This window comes from Corallococcus sp. Z5C101001, assembly GCF_007352635.1.
Taxonomy (GTDB): domain Bacteria; phylum Myxococcota; class Myxococcia; order Myxococcales; family Myxococcaceae; genus Corallococcus; species Corallococcus silvisoli.
The window spans coordinates 21,463-42,494 of sequence record NZ_VKLU01000024.1 but is presented as its reverse complement, the minus strand read 5'-3'; the positions used below and the strand labels follow the sequence as shown (position 1 = coordinate 42,494).

Annotated in this window: 20 protein-coding genes; 10 read left to right on the top strand and 10 right to left on the bottom strand. The window is 73.2% G+C overall.

Translation table 11 applies throughout. From position 1 onward, the window contains the following. Positions 1-43 precede the first annotated feature (43 nt). The gene (locus FOF48_RS34990) at positions 44-715 is read right to left on the bottom strand and encodes a TetR/AcrR family transcriptional regulator (RefSeq protein ID WP_143909156.1); all 672 of its coding nucleotides are present in this window, start codon (positions 713-715) and stop codon (positions 44-46) included. A gap of 109 nt (positions 716-824) precedes the next feature. Here FOF48_RS34990 and FOF48_RS34985 point away from each other — a divergent pair, with 109 nt between their 5' ends. Continuing rightward, complete coding sequence (locus tag FOF48_RS34985; protein WP_143909154.1) at positions 825-2,000, top strand: NAD(P)/FAD-dependent oxidoreductase; 1,176 nt, start codon at positions 825-827, stop codon at positions 1,998-2,000. 126 nt (positions 2,001-2,126) lie between these two features. Here FOF48_RS34985 and FOF48_RS34980 read toward each other — a convergent pair whose 3' ends face one another. Next, the gene (locus FOF48_RS34980; protein WP_143909152.1) at positions 2,127-2,369 is read right to left on the bottom strand and encodes a hypothetical protein; all 243 of its coding nucleotides are present in this window, start codon (positions 2,367-2,369) and stop codon (positions 2,127-2,129) included. A 114-nt stretch (positions 2,370-2,483) separates the two neighbouring features. Between FOF48_RS34980 and FOF48_RS34975 the strand changes: the two genes are divergently transcribed. After that, positions 2,484-3,140, top strand: a complete 657-nt coding sequence (locus tag FOF48_RS34975) for a GNAT family N-acetyltransferase (RefSeq protein WP_143909150.1) — start codon at positions 2,484-2,486, stop codon at positions 3,138-3,140. Here the strand turns inward: FOF48_RS34975 and FOF48_RS34970 are convergent. Both FOF48_RS34970 and FOF48_RS34965 read right to left on the bottom strand, forming a co-directional pair. After that, complete coding sequence (locus FOF48_RS34970) at positions 3,115-4,197, bottom strand: glucose 1-dehydrogenase (protein WP_143909148.1); 1,083 nt, start codon at positions 4,195-4,197, stop codon at positions 3,115-3,117. The genes FOF48_RS34975 and FOF48_RS34970 overlap by 26 nt on opposite strands. Next, a complete protein-coding gene (locus FOF48_RS34965) occupies positions 4,194-4,883 on the bottom strand; it encodes a cyclase family protein (protein ID WP_201756031.1) in 690 nt (229 codons plus the stop codon). The genes FOF48_RS34970 and FOF48_RS34965 overlap by 4 nt, the downstream gene beginning before the upstream one ends. A gap of 188 nt (positions 4,884-5,071) precedes the next feature. Between FOF48_RS34965 and FOF48_RS34960 the strand changes: the two genes are divergently transcribed. Continuing rightward, complete coding sequence (locus tag FOF48_RS34960; RefSeq protein ID WP_143909145.1) at positions 5,072-5,446, top strand: response regulator; 375 nt, start codon at positions 5,072-5,074, stop codon at positions 5,444-5,446. 25 nt (positions 5,447-5,471) lie between these two features. On the opposite strand, the gene FOF48_RS34955 is transcribed toward FOF48_RS34960, so the two are convergent. Next, positions 5,472-7,022, bottom strand: a complete 1,551-nt coding sequence (locus tag FOF48_RS34955; protein ID WP_143909143.1) for a response regulator — start codon at positions 7,020-7,022, stop codon at positions 5,472-5,474. A 205-nt stretch (positions 7,023-7,227) separates the two neighbouring features. On the opposite strand from FOF48_RS34955, the gene FOF48_RS34950 reads away from it, so the two are divergent. The 7 genes from FOF48_RS34950 to cheB are packed head-to-tail and all read left to right on the top strand — an operon-like array spanning position 7,228 to position 16,921. Continuing rightward, a complete protein-coding gene (locus tag FOF48_RS34950) occupies positions 7,228-7,620 on the top strand; it encodes a response regulator (protein ID WP_143909141.1) in 393 nt (130 codons plus the stop codon). Further along, entirely contained in the window at positions 7,617-9,722 is a 2,106-nt protein-coding gene (locus FOF48_RS34945; protein WP_143909139.1) for a chemotaxis protein CheA, read from the top strand. Before FOF48_RS34950 ends, FOF48_RS34945 begins: the two co-directional genes overlap by 4 nt. Further along, positions 9,719-10,165 carry a chemotaxis protein CheW gene (locus FOF48_RS34940; RefSeq protein WP_143909137.1) on the top strand — a complete coding sequence of 149 codons (447 nt, stop codon included), beginning with the start codon at positions 9,719-9,721 and terminating at the stop codon, positions 10,163-10,165. Before FOF48_RS34945 ends, FOF48_RS34940 begins: the two co-directional genes overlap by 4 nt. Beyond that, positions 10,146-12,689 (top strand): methyl-accepting chemotaxis protein, encoded by a 2,544-nt coding sequence (locus FOF48_RS34935; protein WP_143909135.1) that lies wholly within the window; start codon positions 10,146-10,148, stop codon positions 12,687-12,689. The genes FOF48_RS34940 and FOF48_RS34935 overlap by 20 nt, the downstream gene beginning before the upstream one ends. Continuing rightward, positions 12,686-15,055, top strand: a complete 2,370-nt coding sequence (locus FOF48_RS34930; RefSeq protein WP_143909133.1) for a HEAT repeat domain-containing protein — start codon at positions 12,686-12,688, stop codon at positions 15,053-15,055. The genes FOF48_RS34935 and FOF48_RS34930 overlap by 4 nt, the downstream gene beginning before the upstream one ends. A gap of 13 nt (positions 15,056-15,068) precedes the next feature. Next, on the top strand, positions 15,069-15,890 hold the full coding sequence (locus tag FOF48_RS34925) for a protein-glutamate O-methyltransferase CheR (RefSeq protein WP_143909131.1): 822 nt from the start codon (positions 15,069-15,071) through the stop codon (positions 15,888-15,890). Continuing rightward, entirely contained in the window at positions 15,887-16,921 is a 1,035-nt protein-coding gene (gene cheB / locus FOF48_RS34920) for a chemotaxis-specific protein-glutamate methyltransferase CheB (protein WP_143909129.1), read from the top strand. The genes FOF48_RS34925 and cheB overlap by 4 nt, the downstream gene beginning before the upstream one ends. A gap of 24 nt (positions 16,922-16,945) precedes the next feature. Here the strand turns inward: cheB and FOF48_RS34915 are convergent, their stop codons facing one another. The 5 genes from FOF48_RS34915 to FOF48_RS34895 form a co-directional block, all read right to left on the bottom strand. After that, positions 16,946-18,463, bottom strand: coding sequence for a PAS domain-containing sensor histidine kinase (locus FOF48_RS34915; RefSeq protein ID WP_143909127.1), 1,518 nt, complete (start codon positions 18,461-18,463; stop codon positions 16,946-16,948). A 447-nt stretch (positions 18,464-18,910) separates the two neighbouring features. Beyond that, on the bottom strand, positions 18,911-19,354 hold the full coding sequence (locus FOF48_RS34910) for a hypothetical protein (RefSeq protein WP_143909125.1): 444 nt from the start codon (positions 19,352-19,354) through the stop codon (positions 18,911-18,913). A 25-nt stretch (positions 19,355-19,379) separates the two neighbouring features. Further along, positions 19,380-19,793 (bottom strand): hypothetical protein, encoded by a 414-nt coding sequence (locus FOF48_RS34905; RefSeq protein WP_143909123.1) that lies wholly within the window; start codon positions 19,791-19,793, stop codon positions 19,380-19,382. A gap of 52 nt (positions 19,794-19,845) precedes the next feature. Next, positions 19,846-20,391: a hypothetical protein gene (locus FOF48_RS34900; RefSeq protein WP_255443017.1), complete on the bottom strand. Its 546-nt coding sequence runs from the start codon at positions 20,389-20,391 to the stop codon at positions 19,846-19,848. A 168-nt stretch (positions 20,392-20,559) separates the two neighbouring features. After that, on the bottom strand, positions 20,560-21,021 hold the full coding sequence (locus tag FOF48_RS34895) for a response regulator (protein ID WP_143909118.1): 462 nt from the start codon (positions 21,019-21,021) through the stop codon (positions 20,560-20,562). Positions 21,022-21,032: the final 11 nt, after the last annotated feature.

Genomic DNA, 21,032 nt, shown 5'->3' with positions numbered 1-21,032 from the left:
TTCACGGCCTGACGGAAGGTGTCGGGCGCCGCTCTGGGACTGGCTACAGCGAGGCCGTGATCCCGGCGAGGATGAGGTCGATGCCGGCGAGGAACTCGGCGCGGTCGTCGTGCTCGCGCAGCTGGGCCGCGACGCTCCGGGTGAACGGATATTCGTGGGCGTCGAGCTCCTTCCACTGGGCCGACACCGTCTCGAGGAAGTCAGCGCGGTCCACGGACGGCTCGAACAGGCGGCCGTTCGCGGCGTTCTGGACGCTCACGCTGATGATGTAGCTCAACAGCGCCGACGCCGACGTGAACCAGGCGCCGCGTGGGACCCGCAGCGCCTGGAGCTGGCGCCCGATGCGCTCGAAGAGCTGCAGCATCGCGGTCCGCCACGGAGCGTGAGAGAGCTGCGCGCCCACCCACGGATGCGCGTCGATCATCTCGAACACCCCGACGGCGATCCCGCGGATCGCCTTGTGCGGCGTGGCGAAGGCGGGGACCTCGCTCATCGCGCGGGCGACGACCGCGTCACTAGCGGCGACGAGCAGCTCGCTCTTGTTCGCGATGTGCCAATAGATCGCCCCGGGCCCCGTCGCCAGCCGCGTGGCCAGCGCGCGGAAGGTCAACCCGTCCTCGCCCTCGTCGTCGAGCAGTTGGATCGCCGCGTCGACGATCCGCTCGCGTGAGAGCGCGTCCTCACGTCGTTCCGACCCGCGCGTTGCCTTCGCCATGGCCTCATCTTGACAGGTCTGGAACGGCGTTCCAGTATGATTCATGGAACGGCGTTCCAGAGTCCGGCGGCCGTGCCGGCGAGCGGCCTCTCCTTCGAAAGGAAGCACGATGACTTCGATTGCCATCATTGGCGCCGGCCTCGGCGGGCTGACGCTCGCGCGCGTCCTCCAGGTCCACGGCATCGCCGCCACGGTCTACGAGGCCGAGGCGTCCGCGGGGGCGCGCACGCAGGGCGGGATGCTCGACATCCACGACTACAACGGGCAGCTCGCGCTGAAGGCGGCCGGACTGTTCGACGAGTTCCGCCGGATCATCCATGAAGGCGGCGAGGCGACGCGGGTGCTCGACTCACACGGCACGGTCCTCTACGACGAGCCCGACGACGGCGGCGGCCGTCGCCCCGAGGTGCATCGCGGTGAGCTGCGGCGCATCCTGCTGGACTCGCTGCCCGAGGGAGCCGTCCAGTGGGGACGCAAGGTCACCGCCGTCCGCCCGCTCGGCGGCGGGCGTCATGAGGTGACGTTCGCGGACGGGTCGACGGTCACGACGGGCCTCCTGGTCGGCGCGGACGGTGCCTGGTCGAAGGTTCGGCCGCTGCTGTCCGACGCGAGGCCCGAGTATGTCGGCCTCTCGTTCATCGAGACCTACCTGCTCGACGCCGACGCGCGTCACCCGGCCAGCGCGAAGGTCGTCGGAGGCGGGGCCATGCTCGCCCTCGCGCCCGGCAAGGGCATCCAGGCCCACCGCGAGACCCACGGCGCCCTGCACACCTACGTCGCGGTCAGCCAGCCACGGGAGTGGATCGCGGGCATCGACTTCACCAACGTGAAGGTGGCGAAGGCTCGAATCGCGGCGGAGTTCGAGGGCTGGGCGCCCGAGCTCACCGCGCTGATCACCGACGGCGAGACGGACCTCGTCCCCCGGATGATCCACACGCTCCCGGTGGGACACCGGTGGGAGCGCGTGCCCGGCGTGACGCTCCTCGGCGACGCCGCGCACCTGATGCCACCGTCCGGTGAGGGCGCCAACCTCGCGATGTATGACGGCGCGGAGCTCGGCAAGGCCCTCGCCGAGCACCGAGGCGACCTTGAAGCCGCGCTCGCCGAGTACGAGGAAGCCATGTTCGCCCGGAGCGCGAAGGAGGCCGTCGACTCCGCGAACATCCACCGCTTGTGCTTCGGCGACGACGCTCCGCACGGGCTGATCGCCTTCTTCACCGGCGCGGAGCCGACCGCGGCACCGCCCACCGCGGAGCACGGTCGTCCTATCCCCGGCAGCGACTAAAGGCGCATCAGGCAGGCAGTCCCTTTCCCGATGGCGTCCCCCCGGAGTCTTCAGGGCGTGACACATCACGCCCGGAGGAGGCGGGGGATTCCCCCTGGCTGACTGAGCGCGGAGGACGGGGATGCGTCAGTGGCGGTTGTCGTACTGGATGCCATCCCGGACGGAGGTGATGGCCTGCTCCGTGAGGCTGATGGCCTTCACGCGGTAGCCGCCCTTGTCCGCGCTCGCGGCGCGCAGGTCGGCCAGGGCGGACTCCAGGTGCGCGAGCGCGTCGCGCATGCGCGGCTGACGCTCCGCGTACGCGTGGTTGGCGGCACAGCCCAGGAAGAAGGCGACGGTGGCGGTGGCGGCGACAATGGAGCGGCGCATGGGAACTCCGGAAGGGGCGGAGGAAAATCCGCGGGGTCTTCCAGGGTGAACACGCGACCGCCGGAAGAGTTGCGGGGCATCGTCTACGATGGGCCCCCAACCCCCGGGTTCGCCATGAATACAATCCCTTCCGGTCCCGCCTACACCGTCCAGACCGAGCACGCCCGCCTGTGCTGCTGGTCCCCGGCGGATGCGGGGCTGGCGCTGCGCGCCATCGAGTCCAGCCTGGACCACCTGCTCCCCTGGATGGAGTGGGCCAAGAGCTACCCGATGGATGTCACGCGGCAGGCCGGGCACCTGCGCCGCATGCGCGGTCTCTTCGACCTGGGGCAGGACTACGCCTATGGCGTGTTCGCCCGCGACGGCATCGAGGTCCTGGGCGGCACCGGCCTGCATCCCCGCGTGGGGGAGGGGGCCCTGGAGATTGGCTACTGGATCGCGGCCGCGCACGTGGGCCGCGGCCTCGCGACCGAGGTGGCGGGGGCGCTCACCCGCGTCGCCTTCGAGGTGGAGCGGGTGCGAAGGGTGGAGATCCACTGCGACCCCCGCAACGTCCGGAGCGCGGAGGTGGCCCGCAGGTTGGGGTTCACCCACGAGGCCACCCTCCAGAAGCGCCTGGTCGCGCCCGACGGCCTGCTCCGGGACACGATGATCTGGACCCTGTTCGCGGACGCGTATCCCGGCAGCCGCGCCGCCGGGATACCGGTCCAGGCCTTCGACGTGCTGGGGCAGCCCCTGCCGGGCTTCACGACAGCCGCACGACCTCCTTGATGCCGCTGCGCTTGCGCAGCATCCCCGGCGCCTCGTCGATGGTCCGGTGCGCGGTGATGATCCGCCGCACGCTGTCGGGGAACAGCGCCATGCACTGTCCCAGCAGGCGCAGGGCCAGGGCATACGCGCTGCGGCTGGCGTTGACCGTGCCGAAGATCAGCTGGTTCTCCAGCACGATGTTCCGCATGAGCTGGTCCGCCGGCAGCGGCGAGGGGCCGCCCAGCGGCGGGATGCCCGTGAAGATGAACAGCCCGTTGGGCCCCAGCGACTCCAGCGCGGTGAACGCCAGATGGGAGCTGCCCACCGCTTCGTAGATGAGGTCGATGTTGCCCAGCCGCTTGCCCAAATCCTCCGGGGCGCAGTCCTGGCTGCAGATGTAGCCCGCGCCAAACGAGCGCACCAGGTCCGCCCGGTCGCTGTCGCCGCTCTCCATCGAATACACGTGCGTTTCGAAGTTGTTCGCCACCATCGTCATCGCGCCCAGCAGCCCCACCGGCCCGGCGCCCAGCACCACGGACCGCTGGCGCGACGGCTCCCAGGGCAGCCGCTGTTGCAGCGTCTTCACCTGCTGCATCGCCTTCGCCGCGATGGTCAGCGGCTCCGTGAGCACCGCGACGTCCGCCAGGTCCGGAGGCACCAGCGTGAGGTTCGCCTCGTCCTCCACCGTGGACTCCGTGAGGAAGCCGTGCGTCTGCTTGATGCCCCGCTCCCGGAAGTCGCCGGTGACACAGAAGTCCTGCCGTCCGGAACGGCAGGCCAGACACTCCGCGTGCAGACACGGCCGGCGCACGGAGGGGATCACCAGGTCCCCCGGCCGCAGCTTGGTCACCTCCGGCCCCACCGCCACCACCTCGGCCAGCGCCTCGTGCCCGATGATGAGGTGGTCCTCGCCCGGCGGCGGTTCGCCGTACTCGAACGCGGCGACCTCCCGGTCCGTGCCGCAGATGCCGACCTCCCGCATCCGCAGCAGCACCTCCGTGCCCCGGATCACCTGGGGCTGCGGCTCGTCAATCACTCGCACCTCATGGGTGCCCGGAAACACGGCAACGGCCTTCATGGCGGCCCTCCTCGTTCATCCATCCGTGAGCGCAACAACACACGTGCCGGCGCCCCGTCCCCATCCGCGAGCCGCAAGGGCAGACACATCATCTCGTAGTCGCCGGGCTCCACCTCCGTCAGGTCCAGCCCTTCGATGATGCACACCCCCGCCTCCAGCAGGAGCCGGTGGGTCGTCTCCCCTTCATCCATGCCCGCGATGGACAGGTAGTCGATGCCCACCGTGCGCACGCCCGTCTCCACCAGGTAGCGCGCCCCGTCGCTCGACAGGTACGTGAAGCCCGGCTGGAAGTCCGCCGCGTGCCACGGGTGAGAGGAGTTGCGCGTCTTGAAGAGCAGGCGCTCGCCCCGCCGGGGCGCATGGGCCTTCAGGGCCTCCACCGTGATGGCCGGGCCTCGCGGCAGGGACACCACCCGCACGTCGCCGAGCAGCCGGTCGAGTGGCATCGCGTCCACCCCCATCCCGCCTGGAATGAAGTGCACGGGCGCGTCCACGTGCGTGCCGGAGTGGACGCCCAGGGACAGGTGCGAGACGTTGGCCGCGTCCCCCTTCGACAGGTCCAGGTGGTGGCGCACCTGGATGGGCGGGTTGTCCGGCCAGTGCACCATCCCGTCGTGGACGGGCACCGTCACATCCACCCAGGGGGCGGCGTTCCCGATGACCTCCAAGGTCGAATGCGTGGGCATGTCCCAAGCCTAGGCACGCGGTGTCACCGGATGGACGCGGCGGGGGATGGCGTGCTCCAACGGTTGCCCTGGACCCAGGGGACGCCCGGCCGTGCGGCCTCATCCCCCGTCCGCCTGCCCGTCCCGTCCTCGCGGAGGACGCACGTCATTGCTGGCGGCAGTGGGGCGGCCTGCGTAGGCTGTCCGCCGTGGTGACCCCGTCTCCTCGCTCCACCATCCTCATCGTCGACGACGAGCCCGACCTGCGCGAGGTCGTCGCGGAGCTGCTGGAGATGGAGGACTACACCGTGCTCCAGGCCGCCAATGGTCAGGCCGCCCTGGACGTGCTGGCCGCCACGTCCCAGCCGTGCCTGGTGCTGCTGGACCTGATGATGCCGGTGATGGATGGACATGAGTTCCTCCACCGGCTGCGGCAGGACGACCGCTACCGCGAGCTGCCGGTGCTGATGCTCACCGCCCACTTCTCCGCCAAGGCGCCTCCGGGCACGGTGGGCCTGCTGCGCAAGCCCGTGGACATCGCGGAGCTGCTGGCCACGGTGGCCCGGCACTGCCCCGCCGCCTGAGCGGGCCCGCGCGCGCGGCGTCCGCTCAGGCTCCCCCTCGCGGCAGGGTGAGGGTGAAGACCGTCCGCTTCGCGTCCGAGGCCACGTCCAGCGTGCCCCGGTGGCCGCGGATGATCTGCTCGGAGATGAAGAGCCCCAGGCCCAGGCCGGACGGCACGTGGGCGCCCGTGTGCGCGCGCTGGAAGGGGTGGAAGAGCAGGGCCAGGTCCTCCGGGGCGATGGGCTCCCCGGGGTTGCTCACCCAGGCCACCACCCGCTCCGCTTCGCCCCGGAGCGTGAGCTCCACCGTGCTCTCCGCGGGGCTGTACTGGAGCGCGTTGCCCAGCAGGTTGCTCAGCACCTGCGCCAGCCGGTCCGCGTCCCACCGTCCCGCCAGCGGCCCCATGGCCGTCACCTTCACGGTGCGGTTCGGGTGCGCCAGCTCCAGCTCCTCCACCACCTGACGCGCCACCTGCCCCAGGTCCGTGGCGCCCGGCGTCAGCGGGATGCCGCCGCCCAGCCGGCTGCGCGTGAAGTCCAAGAGCTCGGTGATCATCCGCGTCATCCGGTCCGTGCTGGTGATGATGCGGCTGGCGGTGCGCACCAGCGCGGCGGGCATCTGTTCACTGGCCAGGAGGAAGCTGGCCGCCATGCGGATGGCGTTGAGCGGGTTGCGCAGGTCGTGGCCGACGATGCCCAGGAAGCGCTCGCGGAACTCCGCGGACGCGCGCAGCTCGCCCTCCGCCTGCATGTGCCGGGTGACGTCCACCACCACCGCGCCCACGCCCAGCACCTCGCCCCGCGCGGTGCGCACCGGGTGGTAGCTGCCCATCAGGTGCAGGTCGCTTCCCGGCCCATCGGGCGGCACGCCCGGCCGCCTCTGCGTGAAGGGCAGCTCCTCGGTGGCCTCGCCCGTCTCCAGCACGCGGCGGAGGACGGGCTCCAGCCTCGGGGCCCGCAGGGGCAGCACCTCCGCCAGGGTCCTGCCCCCGTAGGCGTCCACCGACAGCCCGTCCATCCTCGCCATCCGCGCGTTGACGCGCATGAAGCGCAGGTCCCGGTCCAGCAGCGCCATGCCCACGGGCGCGGACGTGAGGAGCGCCTCCAACTGCGCGAACACCTCCGCCTTCTCCCGGTCCGCGCGCCGCACGTCGTCCATCAGCCGCTTGGTGCGCACCAGCGCGTCCACGCGCGCGCGCACCTCCTCCGTGCGGAAGGGCTTGGCCACGTAGTCGTTGGCGCCCGCGCGCAGCCCCTGCACCAGGTCCTCCGGCCGGCCATGCGCGGTGAGCAGCAGCACCGGGAGTGCTTGCGTCTCCGGCTCGCCGCGCAGGAACTGGCATACCTCCAGACCGGACATCCCCGGCATCTCCCAGTCCAGCACCACCACGTCCGGCGCACGCCCGGCGTGCAGGCGCTCGAGCATCCCAGCGCCATCCGGGAACGTCTCCACCTTGAATCCCGTTCCCAGGGCCGACGTGATGAACCGCGCCTCGCTCGCGCTGTCATCCACCACCCAGACGCAGGGTGGGGTGCTGGTGTCACCGGAGGGGGCTCCCGGAGGGCGGGGGAAGAAGGTGTCGGACGGTGGAGGCATGGACGGGGGTCGATTCGCGGGATGGACGCGGCGGGTGCGCGAGGAGGGGAGGGATGTTCACGCGACAGGCGTCATCCAGTAGGGGGCCACGGGGATTCGTCCGGAGCATGCGTGGAGAAGCCAACGTTCACCGTGCCCTCCATGACTCATTTCTTTCAGCGGGTTGGAATCGGTCTAGCTTGGCCGGTCGTTTCCAGAGGACGCCATGCCCGAAGTACTCGTCGTCGATGACAGCAAGGTGATGCGCGACATGGTGGTCGCCTGCCTGCGCCCCTACCCGGAGAGCCGCTTCACCCAGGCCTCCAGCGGCCTGGAGGCCATCGAGCAGCTGTCGCTCAAGCCCTACGACCTGCTCGTCCTGGACCTCAACATGCCCGATATCGGCGGCATCGAGGTGGTGGAGTTCGTGCGGGGGCAGGATCACCTGCGGGCGCTGCCCATCATCATCGTCACGACCCGAGGCGACGAAGCCTCCCGCGAGCGCGCCCTGCGGGCCGGCGCGGACCGGTTCATGACCAAGCCCTTCACGCCGGACTCCATCCAGGGCGCGGCCCGGGAACTCCTGGAGAAGCGCCCGGCCGAGGCGCCGCGCGGGTGACGGCATCCGGGGAGTTCGCGGAGTTCCTCCCCGCCTACCTGGCGGAGGTGGATGAGCTGCTGGCCTCCGCGCAGAAGGACCTGCTCGCGGTGGAGGAGGCCGTCCGCCGGGGTGCCGCCCAGCCCCGCGCCGTGCGGGAGCTGTTCCGCGCGGTGCACACCCTCAAGGGCCTGTCCGCCATGGTGGACGTGGAGCCCATCGTCGCGCTGGCGCACTGGATGGAGGCCTCGCTGCGGCTGGCGGATCAAGCCGGTGGCCGTCTGCCGGAGGCCAGCGTGGAGCCGCTGGTGGAGGGCCTGCGCGCCATCGAGCAGCGCGTGCGGCAGCTGGGCGCCGGGAAGCCGGCCTCGCCCGCGCCGGTGGGCCTGCTGGAGCGGCTGGAGGCGCTGGGCCCCCAGGTGTTGGAGTCCGCGCCGCGCCGGACCCGGGCCGTGGCGCTGGACGTGGAGGCCGCGTTCGCCTCGCGCCTGACGCCGTCGGAGCGCGAGCAGCTGGAGGGCGGACTGTCCGGAGACCAGCGCGCGGTGCGCCTGGACTTCGTGCCGTCCGCGGAGCGCGCCGCGAAGGGCCTCACCATCAACACCGTGCGCGAGCGCGTGGCGAAGCTTTCGGACATCGTGAAGGTGCTGCCCCTGTCCGGCGCCGCCGCGGCGGGCGCGTCGCTCGCGTTCGCGCTGCTGCTCGTCACCCGCGCGGAGGACGCCGCGCTGCTGGAGGCCGTGGGCGGCCCGCCCGCCACGGTGCGCTCGCTGGCCGCCGCCGCGCTGGAGGAGGCCGAGCCGGTGGCCTCCGTGGCGGCCCTGGCCTCGGGTGGGGTGGACACCCCGGCCCCGCCCCTGGCCTTGGACGACGCGCTGAACGACGAGCCGGAGGCGCGCCGGGGCGGGGGCCTGCTGCGCGTGGAGGTGTCGCGGCTGGACGAGGCCATGGAGTGGCTGGCGGCGCTCGTGGTCAACCGCTCCCGGCTGACGCGCGCGGTGGCGGCGCTCACCCAGGCGGGGGCCCCCACGCGGGAGCTTGTCGCCATCCTCCAGGAGAATGGCCGGCAGCTGCGCGACCTGCGCTCGGCCATCCTGCGGCTGCGCATGGTGCGCGTGGGCGACGTGCTGGAGCGGCTGCCCCTGCTGGTGCGCGGCCTGCGCCGCACCACGGGCAAGGCGGTGCGCCTGGAGCTGGACGTGGGCGACGCGGAGCTGGACAAGGCCGTGGCGGACCGGCTCCTGCCCGCGCTGGTGCACCTGGTGCGCAACGCGGTGGACCACGCGCTGGAGCTGCCCGAGGAGCGTCAGGCCCTGGGCAAGCCGCCGGAGGGGCTGGTGCGCCTCACCAGCCACGCGCGCGCCGGGGGCCAGCTGGAGATCACCCTGCGCGACGATGGCCGGGGCGTGGACGCGAAGGCGGTGGCGAAGGCGGCGAACGCCCCCGTGCCGGAGTCGGTGGACGCGCTGCTGGACCTGCTGTGCCGGCCCGGCCTGTCCACGCGCCAGGAGGCCACGCGCACCAGCGGCCGGGGCATGGGCATGGACATCGTGCGGCGCATCGTCGTGGAGCAGCTGGGCGGCGAGCTGCGGATGGAGACGCGCAAGGGCGCGGGCACCACCTTCAGCCTGCGCGTCCCGCTCACGGTGACGCTGCTGGACGCCATCGTCTTCGAGTGCGCGGGCCTCAAGTACGCGGTCGCGGTGGGCACGGTGGAGGAGCTCATCGACGTGGGGAGCGTGGTGCGCCCCGCGGGCGTGGACGGCGTGGGGCTGGTGGAGCGGCGGGGCGCGGCGGTGCCGCTGGTGTCGCTGGCGCGGCTGCTGGACCCGGCGGCGCGGCGGGCGCCTTCGGAGGCGGACGCGGGCCCCACCCGGGAGTGCAAGGCGCTCATCGTGCGGCAGCGCGGGGAGCCGGTGGCCTTCGCGGTGGACCGGCTCCTGGGCCAGCAGGAGATCGTGCTGCGTCCGCTGGAGGATCCGCTGGTGCGCGTGCCGGGCGTGGCGGGCGCCACGGACCTGGGCGACGGCCGGCCCACGCTGGTGCTGGACCTGGGGGCGCTCGGCGCGGCGCACCTGGGCCGCCGCGGGCGCAAGCCCAGGGCAGGGGAGTGGGTGTCATGAGCGTGTTGCACGTGTTGTTCAAGGTGGACGGGACGGAATACGCGATGCCCGCGGCGGACGTGGTGCAGATGGAGTCCTTCACCGGCGCGACGCCGGTGCCAGGGGCGCCCGCGCACGTGGCGGGGCTGGTGCAGGTGCGCGGCCGGGTGGTGCCGGTGGTGGACGCGCGGGCCCGCTTCGGGCTGCCGGCCGGGACGCCGTCGCTGGACTGGCGGGTGGTGGTGGGCCAGCTGGGCGAGCGCACCGTGGGGTTGCTGGTGGACAGCGCCCGCGAGGTGCTGAAGCTGGACCCTCGCACCATCCAGCCGCCCCCGCCCATGGTGGTGGAGGGCGCGAAGGGGTTCGTGAAGGCCGTGGCGCAGGTGGGCCCGCGGCTGGTGATGCTCATCGATTTCCCCCGCGTGGTGGGGGAGGAGGCGGCGGATGTCGACGGACAAGGGTAGCAGCGGACTGCGCCTGGAAGACGCGCGCGCGCTGGCGGAGCGGGCCTCGCTCCAGGTGGAGGAGGGCGCGGGCCTGGTGAAGTCCACCGAGCAGCTGGCCACGCGGCTGGCCTCCGCGGGCAACGAGCAGGCGGCGGCGGGCGAGCAGGTGCGCATCGCCATCGAGTCCGTGGCCGCCCAGGTGGAGCAGACCAGCGCGGCGGTGCAGTCGCTGGTGAAGAGCCAGGGCGCGGTGGGCACGCTGGCGAAGGGCGTGCAGCAGGAGGTGGAGGCCACCGCGGGCACGATGCAGGAGATCACCGCGTCGGTGTCCGGCGTGCGCAAGGACGCGGGCGTGCTCGCCACGAGCGCGGACGCGACGGCCACCACCCTGGAGGAGGTGGCGCGCTCGGTGAAGGGCGTGAGCGCCAACGCGGAGGAGCTGGCCGCCTCCAGCGAGGAGCTGCTGGCGAGCATGCAGGAGATGACCGCCACCGTGGAGGACCTGGTGGTGCGCAACCAGACGAGCGCCGCCACCACGGAGCAGGTGGGCGCCACCGTGGAGGAGATGTCCAAGGGCATCACCCGGCTGTCGCAGGACGCGCAGGGCGTGGGCGAGCGCATGGGGCAGGTGTCCGGCGCCGTGGTGTCGCTGGGCAAGGCGCTCCAGGAGGTGGGGCGCGACGCGGCCACCATGGCCGCCAGCGTGGAGGACACGGCGGCCACCACCGAACAGGTGGCCCGCAGCGCGCGCGGCGTCGCGGACCACGCGCGCACCCTGGAGGCGAGCGCGGTCGCCACCGCGTCCACCGTGCAGGAGGTGGCCGCCAGCGTGGAGGAGGTGGCCGCCACCGCGGAGAAGAACGCGGCCGTGGTGGACGCCAACGCGGCCACCATCGAGCAGCTGTCGCGCTCCGCCCAGGCGGTGGCGCGCGCCGCGGAGAGCATCAACGGCCTGGCGTCCACCAGCGCCACCGCGTCCGCGCAGCTGGAGGCGTCCACGCGCCGCGCCGCGCAGATGACGGAGGAGGCGCGGCTGGCCGCCGAACGGGTGGGCACGAGCGCGCGCGAGGGCGGCGCCACGGTGGCGCGCTCCATCGCGGGCTTCGGCCGCATCCGCCAGTCCATCGTGGAGTCCTCCGGGGTGATGAAGGAGATGGGCCGGCGCGCGGAGGAGATCGGCGACATCGTGCAGGCCATCAACCTCATCGCGGACCGCACCAACCTCCTGTCGCTCAACGCCAGCATCGAGGCGGCGCGCGCCGGGGAGCACGGCCGCGGCTTCGCGGTGGTGGCGGAGGAGATCCGCGCCCTGGCGGACCGGGCGGCGGTGGCCAGCGCCGACGTGGCGAAGATCGTCCGGGGCCTCCAGACGACGGCGCGCGAGGCGGCCGTGGCCACCGGCGAGGGCGTGCGGGCGGCGGACGAGGGCGCGGCGCTGGCGGGGGACGCGGAGCGGGCGCTGGGCACCATCCTCAAGGGCGTGGATGACCTGGGCCAGAGCGTGCGCGAGGCGTCGCGCGCGTCGGCGGAGCAGGTGCAAGCCGTGCAGTCGCTGGTCCTGGCCACGGCGAAGGTGAGCGAACAGGGCCGGCTCATCGCCGCGTCCTCGGTGGAGCAGGCGCAGGCCGCGCAGGCCCTGGCCCAGGGCGGCACGGAGATGCGGCGCATGGCGCGGCAGACCACCCAGGCCACGCAGGACCAGGCCAAGGCGCTGCGCGACGCGGTGCGCTCCAACCACCAGCTGACGGAGGTGGCGGAGAAGGTGTCGCGCGCGATGCAGGAGCAGGCGCAGGCCGCCACGGACCTGGCCCGGGGCACGGTGCAGATGCGGCAGCTGGTGCAGGGCGTGAGCGGCGCCGTGACGGCGCAGGGGCAGCAGGTGGCCGTGATGGGGGCCACGGCGCAGGAGGTGGCGTCCTCCACGCAGCGCACGCTCACCGGCGTCGCGGAGCAGGCCAAGGCCGCGCAGGAGGTGGCGCGCGCCATGGAGGCCACGCGCAAGGAGGTGGCCCAGTCCACGCGCGCCATGGCGGAGCAGGCCCGCGCCCTCAAGCAGGGCGAGGTGGCCAGCCGCCAGGTGGCGAACCTGGCCAAGGAGGTGACGCGCGCCACGGAGGAGCAGGCCCAGGCGCTGACGTCGCTGGTGCGCGGCGCGGAGGACGTGCGCCGGGTGGCGAAGATGACCGCGCGCGCGCTGGATGAACAGACGGAGGCCCTGAGCCTGCTGTCCACGTCGGCCGCGAAGCAGGCCTCGGGCGCGGCGGCGGTGGCGAAGGCCGCGCAGGAGCAGGCGTCGGTGACGGAGCAGCTGGGGCGGTCCGTGGAGGAGATGCGCACGCGAGCGCGGGAGATCGCCGTCACCACCGCCGAACAGGCGCGCTCCACGGCCGTCAGCGCCCGGGAGGTGCGCGAGGTGGCGGGCCGGCTGGGCCAGCTCACGCGGCTGCAAGGCGAGCAGGTGGAGGGGCTCTCTCACTTGAGCGGGCTGTTGGGCGCGGCGGAGCCGGCCGCCGCCCGGAACCCCCGGGAGCAGCCCACGTGACGGGCCCGAGCACGCGGCACCACCCGCTGTCGCTGTCCGCGGAGGACCGCGCCCGGGTGGAGGAGGTGGAGCAGCTGGCGCGCCGGGGCCCGGCGAGCCTGCCGGTGCTGGTGGCCGGGCTGGACGCGCCGTCGTGGGCGGTGCGCCGCGCCGTGGTGTCCGCGCTGGCGCGGCTGGGCACCCCCGCGGTGGAGCCCCTGTGCGACGTGCTCCGCCACTCGCGGGACAACGAGGCGCGCCTCGCCGCGGCGGTGGACGCGCTGGTGGCCGCCACCGGCGACGTGGAGCGCCCGGTGGAGGCCCTGGGGGAGAACGCCAACCCCGCCATCGTCTGCGACGCCGCCCAGGTGCTGGGGCGCCGCCGCAGCCGCCAGTCCGTGCCGCTGCTGTCGCGGCTCATCGTGCACCCGGACGACAACGTGGCGGTGGCCGCCATCGAGGCGCTGGGGCGCGTGGGCGGCGGCGCCGCGGTGGACGCGCTGCTGGAGTCGCTGGGCAGCGGCAACTTCTTCCGCATCTTCCCCGCCATCGACGTGCTGGGCCGCTCGGGCGACCCCACCGTCGTGCCGGCGCTGATGGCGCTCCTGTCGGACCCCTTCTACGTGCTGGAGGCGGCGCGCGCGCTGGGCCGCACCGGCCAGGAGGCCGCGGTGCCCGCGCTCGTGGGCCTGCTCCAGCGCGGCAACGACGCGGTGGTGCGCGTGGCGGCGGTGGCGCTGGTGGAGATCCACGACGCGCAGGTGCAGCGCTTCGGCGGCGCGCGCACGGTGCCGTCGGTGCTGCGCTCCGCCTCGGCGGAGCCTCACCCCACCGGACGCCGGCTGGCCCAGGTCATCGCGGGCGCGGACGCGGGGGAGAAGACCTCGGTGGCGCGGCTGCTGGGCTGGGTGGGCGGCGCGGACGCGGCGACCGGGCTCCTGAAGCTGCTGGACTCACAGGACCTGGGCGTGTCGCGCGCGGCGGCGGCGGCGCTGGGAGAGCTGGGCGCGGACGCGGACGCGCAGATATTGCAGGCGCTGCGCGACGGCGACAGCTCCCGGCGCCGGGTGCTCCTGCCATTGGTGGGCAAGCGCTCCGCCGCGGTGCCGGACGTGCTCCTGTGCCTGGAGGACCGGGACGCGACGGTGCGCGCGCTGTCGGCGGAGACGCTGTCGCGCATCGGGGACACCTCCGCGGTGCCCGCCCTCTTCGCGCGGCTGTCGGACGAGGACCCCCGCGTGTCGCAGGCGGTGGTGGGCGCCATCCAGTCGCTGGGCAGCGACACGACGGAGGCCCTGGCGCTGGAGGCGGCGCGCTCACCGGACACGCGCCAGCGGCGTGCGGCGCTGCGCATCGTGGCGTACTTCGGCTACCCGCGCGGCCTGGACGCGCTGCTGCTGGCCATGCGGGACCCGGACGAGCGCCTGCGCGACGCGGCCATCTACGGCCTGCCCTTCATCGACGACCCGCGGGCGGTGGACGCGCTCCTGTCCGCCGCGAGCCACGAGTCGGAGCGCACGCGCGCCACCGCCATGCGCGCGCTGGGCCAGACGGACAAGCAGGCCCGCATCACCTCCACGCTGCTGGGCGGCCTGAACGACCGCGACCCGTGGGTGCGCTACTACGCGTGCCAGTCGCTGGGGAAGCTCAACGAGGAGGCCGCCGCGGACGCCATCGTCGCGCTGGCCAACGACGACGCGGGGCAGGTGCGCGTGGCGGTGGTGGACGCGCTGGCGCACCTGCACACGGAGAGCGCCATGGCGGCGCTGCGCCGGGCCGCCGCGTCCGCGGACGCGGACGTGCGCCGCGCGGCGCTCCTGGGCCTGGGCGTGGCGCGCCGCCCGGACGCGCTGCCGGTGCTGCTGGAGGCGGTGCACTCGGAGGACCCGGCCACGCGGCTCGTCGCCCTGTCGGCGGTGGCGGAGTACGACGCGCCGGAGACGCTGCCCGCGCTGCTGCGCGCGGCGGGGGACCGGGACGACAGCGTGCGGAGCGCGGCGGTGGGCTTCCTCGCCACGCGCACGGGCACGCACGCCACGCAGTCGCTGGTGTCGCTGCTGGGGGACGTGATGCTGCGCGAGCAGGTGGTGGGCGCGCTGGCGCTGCCGGTGGACGGGCGGCTGCCCGGGCTCTTGTCGGCGCTGGAGGTGGCGGACGACGCGACCGCGCCCCTGCTGGTGGCGGCCCTGGCGCGCATGCGCCGGGCGGACGCGCGGGCGGCGCTGATGCAGGCGCTGGCCTCCGCGAGCTCCTCCGGACGGCGCGCGGCGGCCCCCGCGGTGGCGGCGCTGGGCACGGTGGAGGCGCGCGAGGCGCTGGACCGCGCGGCCCACCGCGACGAGGACGCGGACGTGCGCCGCGCCTGCCTGCTGGCGCTGGGACGTTGAGCCCCCACCGCCCATGAGCACGCTGCCGTTGTCACCGCAGGTCCTGGCCATCCTCGCGATGCTCATCGAGCAGCGCGCGGGCCTGCACTATGGCCTGGAGGACCGGGAGCTGCTGGCGGAGAAGCTGTCCACGCGGGCCATCGACGCGGGGTTCGACTCGCTGCTCGACTACTACTACTTCCTCCGCTACGACCCGAAGGGCACGGAGGCGCTGGACGCGCTGGTGGAGGCGCTGCTGGTGCATGAGACGTACTTCTTCCGCGAGCCCCCGGCGCTGGAGGTGCTGGTGGACGAGCTGCTCGTGCCCCAGGTGCGCGCCGGCCGCCGTCCCCGCGTGTGGTGCGCGGCGTGCTCCACCGGCGAGGAGCCCCTGACGCTGGCCATGCTCCTGGACGCGCGGGGCGTGCTGGGCGACGTGTCCCTCCTGGCCACGGACCTGAGCGCGCGGGCGCTGGAGCGCGCCAGGGCGGGGGAGCACAACCTGCGCTGCATGCGCGCGCTGCCCCAGGGCGTGGAGGGCCGCTGGCTGGACGTGGTGAACGGCCGTCCGCGCGTGAGGCCGGAGCTGGTGGCCGCGGTGGAGTGGCGGCAGCTCAACCTGATGGACACCGCGGACTTCCCCCCGCCGGAGAGCTGCGATGCGGTCCTCTGCCGCAACGTGCTCATCTACTTCCAGGACGCCACCGCGCGCCGCGTGGTGGACGGCATCACCCGGACGCTGAAGCCCGGCGGGCACCTGCTGGTGGGCACGTCGGAGTCGCTGATGCGCTTCGGCACGGCGCTGCGGTGCGAGGAGCGTCGCGGCGCGTTCTTCTACGGCAAGGCGGGCCCATGACGTTGCGCGTGCTGGTGGTGGATGACTCGGCGTTCGCGCGCAAGGTGCTGCGCAAGGTGCTGTCGGAGGGGGAGGGCCTGGAGGTGGTGGGCACCGCCCGCGACGGGCTGGACGCGCTGGAGCGCGTGGCGGAGCTCAAGCCGGACGTCATCACGCTGGACCTGGTGATGCCGGCGCTGGACGGCCCGGGCTTCCTGCGCGCGCTGTCCGGGATGCCGGACGCGCCCCGCGTGGTGGTGGTGAGCAGCGCGGACGCGGACAGCGACCTGGCGGTGGCCGCGCTCCAGGCGGGCGCGGTGGACCTGGTGCACAAGCCCACGGCGCTCGCCACCGACCGGCTCTACGAGCTGGGCGCGGAGCTGGTGGAGAAGGTGCGCATCGCGGGCCGAGCGGTGCCGCGCTACGCGCAGGAGCTGGCGGCCGCGGGCGCCCGGGCGGCGAGGCCGCTGTCCCCGGCGGCGTCCCCGAAGCTGCTGGCGGTGGGCACGTCCACGGGCGGGCCGCAGGCCCTGACGCGGCTGTTGGCGGCGCTGCCCCGGGACTTCCCCGCGCCGGTGGTGCTCGCGCTGCACATCCCCGCCGGCTACACGGAGGCCGTGGCGAAGCGGCTGGACTCCCAGAGCGCGCTGGAGGTGGTGGAGGCGACGGACGGCCTGGAGCTCCGGCCGGGCCGCGTGGTGCTGGCCCGCGCGGGGTTGCACCTGCGGGTGCAGCGGCACGGGGCGCTGGACCTGGCGCGCCTGGACCGCCAGCCGCTGGGCACGCCGCACCACCCCTCCGTGGACGTGCTCTTCCAGAGCGCGGCGGAGGGCTGGGGGCGGGACGCCGTGGCGCTGGTGCTCACCGGCATGGGCGAGGACGGGCTCCAGGGCGCCCGGGCCGTGCGCGCCGCGGGCGGCGTGGTGCTGACGGAGGCGGAGTCGTCCTGCGTGGTGTACGGCATGCCGCGCGCGGTGGCTGAAGCCGGGCTGTCGCACGGCAGCGCGCCGCTGGATGAGCTGGTGCCCCTGCTCGGGCGGTACATCCCCTGAGGTGTGGCCTCGCGGGCGCCGGCTTCAGGGCCGGTGCGCGGGGGGCGGGGGAGGCGGCTCGGGCGGCGGCCCCTTCTTGGGCGGCGCGCGGCGCGGCAGGGTGACGGTGAAGGTGGTGCCGTCGTCCTCGGTGGAGGTGACGTCGATGGTGCCGCCGTGGGCGTGGACGATCTCCCGCACGATGTAGAGGCCCAGGCCGTAGCTCATCTTCAGCGTGCGCGTCTGCTGCGGACCCTGGCGGAAGGGTTCGAAGAGGTGGGGCAGGGTGGCCTCCGGGATGGGGCGGCCCTCGTTGTGGACGCTGACCACCACCTTGTTGCGCAGGCCCCGCGTGGACAGGCGCACGGGCGCGTCCGCCGGGCTGTACTTGAGGGCGTTCTCCACCAGGTTGGACACCACCTGGGCCAGCCGGTCCGGGTCCCACTGGCCCTGGGTGTTGCCCTTGTGCTCCACCTCGATGTGCCGCTTGGGGAAGGCCACGCGGAACTCGTGCGCCACCTTGGCGAGCAGCTCCTGCGTGTCCGCGCCGCGCGGTTCAATGACGACGCCGCCCACCAGCCGCGCGCGGGTGAAGTCCAGCAGCAGGCGGGTCAGCCGCTCGATGCGCACCGCCGCGGTGGCGATGCGCTGGCTGGTGCGCGCCGTCTCCTCCGCGGGGCCGCCCGCCGCCAGCACGCGCGACCAGTTCATGATGGCGCCGAGCGGGCTGCGGATGTCGTGGCTGATGATGCCCATCAGGTGTTCCTGGAACTCGGAGTGCCGGCGCACCTCTTCTTCCGCCCACTTGCGCTGGGTGATGTCGCGGCTGATGCCGAACAGGCCGAACACGTTGCCTTCGGGGTCGCGCAGGGGGCCCTTGGTGGACAGCCACACGCGCACGTCTCCGTCGGGGCCCTGCTGGGAGTCCTCGTAGGTGAGCGGCTGGCCCGCCTCCAGCACGTCCCGGTCGTGCCGGAGGTTGACGCGGGCCTCCTCGGGGGGGAACAGCTCCGCGTCGGTGTGCTCGCGCACCTCGGACACGGTGCGGCCCAGGGCCCTGGCGCCCGCGGAGTTGATGACCTGGTAACGGCCGTCCAGGTCCTTGATGTAGATGGCGTCGGTGGTGCCCTCCATCACCGCCTGGAAGAGCTGGCCGGCGCGCTGGAGCTCCTGCCGGGCCATGTATTCGCGGCTGATGTCGCGGCAGTGCACCAGCAGGCCGCCCTCCACGGGGCGGGCGCTCACGTCGAAGCAGAGGTCGCCTTCGGGCCAGCGGTGCTCGTAGCGCACGGCGGGCTGTCCGGTGGCGGGGGCCTCCAGGCGCAGGTGGGGCCCCAGGCCCAGCAGGTCCGCCACCTTCTTGCGCACGTCGTCCCCTGGCTGGGCGCGATCCGCGAGCAGCTCGCGCATGCGGGGGCTCAGGTAGGTGACGCACCAGTCGGCGTCCACGCCGAGGAAGGCCTCCGGCAGTCCCTCCAGCAGTGCGAGCAGACCCAGGCCAGGCGCGTCCGACGAAGGCGGAGCGGAGGAGCGGGAGCGCGGGCGGGCGGGGACGTGGGCCATCGTGGGGTCGGCGGGAACTTGGGGAGCGGGCCCCTTCAGGGAGGAAACACGGCGCGTGGGCGGAGCGTGCCCGGCATCAGGTCCGGGGAGCGGGAGGCAGGGTTGCGTCCAGACAGGCCGTTACGGGAAGGGCACGCTGGTGGATTTCCGAGGGTAGGCAGAAACCTCCGGGATGAAACGGGTCGGCGGTGCTCCTGTCGCTCCCTTTCCGCACGAGGTCACTCAGGCGACACACGGAACGGGGCTGGAAGGGGACGGGGCGCATCCGTCTGAACCATACCGCGCCCAAGGCGAAGCGGGGGCTTCAGCCCGGGGGACGGCTGGCTTCCGCACGGTGCGTCCCACCCAGGGCCTTCAGCCGTGCGCTGATGGCGGACGGTTGCGGCGGGAGCGGATGAAACAGGGCCGCTCGGGTGCCAGGGATGGGCGGGGTCCAGGAAACCCGGGTCAGAGGTGTCGCCGGAAATACCGCCCGATGGAGAGCAGCCGCATCGTGCGGAGGTCCACGGCATAGAGCACGACCTCCTGGAGGGGCTTTCCGGTGGTGGCCTCGACAGACTGAGTGGGCTCTGGCGGACAGCGTTGAGCGTTGGCGACGAGTTGCACCAACACCACACCCTCGGGACCTGGCGCCGCGGTCACGTCATAGGAGTCCCGCTGATCCAGGCACGCGGGCTGACGGGATGAAGGCGCATCCCACGGCAGGAAGTGCTCCATGGCGAGCTGGATGGCGGCGGTCGTGTTGCCATCGATGTGGAGGAGCCCCTGGCGCGGCAGCTCGATGGGGAAGGTGAATCGCGCTGCGTCCTCGGCGGAGGCGTGGGGAATCCCCCCAGCCGTCCGGCAACCCCCCAGGGCGAGCAAGAGCAGGCACGGCATCCAGGGCTTCACGGAAGGCTCCTTCTTGTTCGGAGGCTCACGGGCGTTGAACCGCGATGATGCGTCCGTGTCGTGGATCCACGGCATAGGTCGCTCCCATGTCCGTGACCGGGCCTTCTTCGATGCATGCACCCGGGCTCAGGGAGAAGCGCACCAGCACGACGTCTTCATTCCAGGGCGCCGCCTGCACGTCGAACGACTGACGCTGGAACAGGCATGCTTCGACGGGATCGCCTCCACGAGGAGGCTGCGTGCCAAGAGGCCGGAAGTCTTCGAGCGCCAGCTGGATGGCGGCGGCCGTCGCCGCCGGTACCACGACCTGTTCCGACTCATTCAAGGTCGAGGGGAACTTGAACCAGGCTGCTTCCCTGGCGGGAACCCGCGCGGGAAGCGACGGCCGGGGAGCGCATGCGCCCAGGAGCGCGCAGAGCAAGAGCATCGAGGGCTTCATCGCCGACCCCCGTGCATGTCGTCCGGGCCGGGCCCGGGATGCGGCGAGTTCCTCATGGCTCCTCCACGGCGGTGATGCGTCCAGTGGCCTTGTCCTCCGGGAGGATGCTTCCGACGCGCCTCCAGCGGCGCCCTTCGCGGACATAGATTTCGCCTGGCAGGTTGTCGTCCGCATGCGGCACCAGCTTGTGGATGATGCAGTGGGTGTCGAACTGGATCCGGAGGGAGTACCACTGTGTATCCGACTTCCGGTCCTCCTCGGAAAGGCTCGAGGGGAACCAGGGGTGGCTGTGGAAGTCAGCGAGGATGGAGGCCCTGCCCCGGGGATCCCGGACCTCCATGGGAGGACGACAGGATTTGCGCCGGCTCGTCCCCACCTGGACCCGCGTGGCGAGGGGAGAGGGATTGCTCGCGTAGTAGACGCCCTGCCCCAGGCTGTAGATGACGCCGCAGTACTCCATCCCGTAGTCACCCAAGGTGGCGGCGGGCAGGGTCATGATGGCGGGGCAGAGTTGATCGATGACGTCATCGACGTCGCGTGAAGGTTGGACGCGCTCCCAGGGGCCGCGCGCCCACACGCGACGAGAAGTGGCGTCCACGAAGCCGTAGTCGCTCCTGCCCTGTTGAGTGCTTCCACCAGCGCAGCCTGACAGCAGGGCGCAGAGGGTCAGGCCCTTCCGCGCTCGTTGTGGAAGACGCATGGTCCGCTCCCGCGGTCCGCAGAGCGTGGGAGCATAGCAGGCTGCCGTCGCGGGAGATGCCGGGCCTCACCCCTCCCCGATGAGGCGCGTCACCGCTCCGCAGAGCACGTCCAGGTCGAACGGCTTGTCGAAGACGAACGCGGCGCCCAGGCGCATGGCCTCCGCGTGGGTGGCGGCGTCGCCGAAGGCGGTGATGAGGATGACCGGCGTGGCCCAGTCCACCCGGCGCAGGCGCGCCAGGGCCTCCAGTCCGGTGACGCCCGGCATGCGCACGTCCGTGATGATGACGTCCGGCGCCGCGCCCTCCACGCCCGCCAGGCCCCGCGTCAGCGTGCCCAGCAGCTCGCGCCCGTTGGGCACCTCGTGCACGTCACAGCCGCGCCGCTGGAGCGCGCGCACCAGCATGCGGCGCATCTCCCGGTCGTCCTCGGCGATCAACACCCGGGGCCGCGTGGCGGGGGCCTCGTAGCCCGGCGCCCACGGCGTCTCCTCCTGCTCCGCGTCGTGTGTCGTGTCCTGGAACGCCATGGGGTGCTCCT